This is a genomic window from Clostridium sp. LS (assembly GCF_002760435.1).
GTDB lineage: Bacteria > Bacillota > Clostridia > Clostridiales > Clostridiaceae > Clostridium.
On the sequence record NZ_AUUU01000165.1, the window covers coordinates 1 to 2,417 of the forward strand.

The following is a 2,417-nucleotide window of genomic DNA, read 5'->3' on the forward strand; positions in this document are numbered from 1 at the left end:
ATAAATCTACAGGTGGATTTGGTCATATTAATATTGATGATGTTAATGTATAAGTTATGCTATAAGTTTTGAGTAACCGATAAAAGAGAGAATAAAATCAACAAGTGAATAAAAAAATTTCTAAGTATTTTTCAAAATGAATTTTAAATATTGAAAACTAGGAGACGTTTGAAACAGTTGTAAAAGTACAAAGACTACATTTTAAGTTAAAAGGGGGATTAATATTGAAAAACAAATCAAGATTTCTAGAAACATTATTTCTAGCAACGCTAATGTGTGGCACGATGATTTTTACATTAACTCCATTACAATTAGTATCTGCTGCAACAACATCTACTGTATCTGCTACTTCTGATATTTCACATCCACAGAGAACAGAACTTTATAGACCACAGTATCACTTTAGCCCTCAGAAGAATTGGATGAATGATCCAAATGGTTTGGTTTATTATGATGGTGAATATCATCTGTTCTTCCAATACCATCCATACGGGGATACTTGGGGGCCAATGCACTGGGGACATGCGATAAGTAAAAATCTTGTTGACTGGGATGAATACCCTATTGCAATATTCCAAGATACTGAAGGAATGATTTTTTCAGGAAGTGCAGTAGTTGACTGGAATAATACTTCAGGATTACAGACAGGAAATGAAAAAGTTATGGTAGCTATGTTTACTCAATCGACTCCAAATAATACACAGGAGCAGGGCATTGCCTACAGTAATGATAGAGGAAGGACATGGGTAAAATACGCAGGCAATCCTGTATTGCCGAATATATCACCTGATTTCCGTGATCCAAAGGTATTCTGGCATGAACAAACAAAGCAGTGGGTAATGATATTGACATTAGGTAATAAGGTGGCAATTTATAATTCACCTAATCTTAAACAATGGACTAAGGTATCCGAATTTGGAGATGGTCAAGGATCACAAGGAAGGCCATGGGAATGTCCTGATTTGTTCCCACTTTCAGTAGATGGTGGTGCAACACAAAAATGGGTTATGTTAGTAAGTGTTCAAAGTGCTGCTCCAGCAGGAGGTTCAGGCGCGCAGTATTTCGTAGGAGACTTTGATGGAAAGAACTTCAAAAATTTAAATCCTGCCGATAAAATTTTATGGCTTGATTATGGAAAAGATAATTATGCAGGAGTATCCTTCTCAGACATACCTGCTTCAGATGGAAGACGTATCTATATGGGTTGGATGAGTAACTGGGAGTATGCTCAGAGTGCTCCGACATCTCCTTGGAGAAGTTCAAATACTGTTCCAAGAAGTCTTCAACTGAAAACCTTCTCTGATGGTATCAGGCTTGTTCAGACTCCTGTGACTGAGCTTCAAGCTTTAAGACAATCAGGTACAACTTTACCTACTCAAACAATAACACCAGGAACAAATCCATTATCGAATTTATCAGGAAAGCAATATGAAGTTGTTGCAGAATTTAATGTAGATGAAAGCTGTACTGCTTCAGAGTTTGGCTTTAAGATTCGTAAGGGTGGCTCAAATTATACTAAGCTTTATTATAGCAAGAGTAATTCAGAAATGGGAATTGACAGAAGTGCATCAGGTATTTTTGCTACTGGAATTCAAAAAGCACCTTTAGCACCACAGAATGGAAAAATAAAGATGCGTTTCTTAGTTGACTGGTCATCTGTTGAATTATTTGGAAATGACGGAAGAGAAACAATTACGGATCAAATATTTACAGATGCAGCTAATGAAGGATTAGAACTATATTCACAAGGCGGAAATGTAACCTTGAATTCATTGCAGTTCTATCCACTTAATTCTGCATCTATTGGTAAGTATGAGCCACAAGTAAATTGGCCAAATGGAAGCTTTACTAATCATGATTTTGAAACTGGAGATTTAACAGGCTGGACAACCATTGGCGATGCATTCAATGTAAATGATGTTACTGACCTTATGACACCAAAAGGTGGAAGTGGGGATTCTTTCGGCGATAAAGAAGGAAAATACCACGTTTGGGGCTACAAGGATGGACTTGATGCTACTGTAGGAGAGATGAGATCAAATCCTTTTGTACTTGGAGGAGATGGAAAAATTGACTTCCGTATCGGCGGCGGTGTTGATATTGATAACTTATACGTAGCACTTGTAAGAAGATCTGATGATAAAGAGTTGCTAAAAGCAACCGCTAATAAGTGGTTAAATCCAAGTACAAATCAACTTGAGATTTCTGAAAAGCTTCAGAAAGTTACTTGGGATGCTTCACCATATATAGGACAAGAGTGCTATATAAAGGTTGTAGATAAAGCAGCCGGTGGTTGGGGACATATTAATGTAGATGATTTCAATGTTCCTGTAGGCACTGTAGGTACACCAACAATTTTACCACCTACAAACCTAGCTGGCAGTGTAACACAAGATTCAAACATAGCATTAACTTGG

1 protein-coding gene is annotated in these 2,417 nt (G+C 37.1%); it reads left to right on the forward strand.

Translation table 11 applies throughout. From position 1 onward, the window contains the following. Window positions 1-224: 224 nt before the first annotated feature. The coding region (locus tag COL3_RS29680) for a glycoside hydrolase family 32 protein (protein WP_278286711.1) at window positions 225-2,417 on the forward strand (2,193 nt) is incomplete at its 3' end.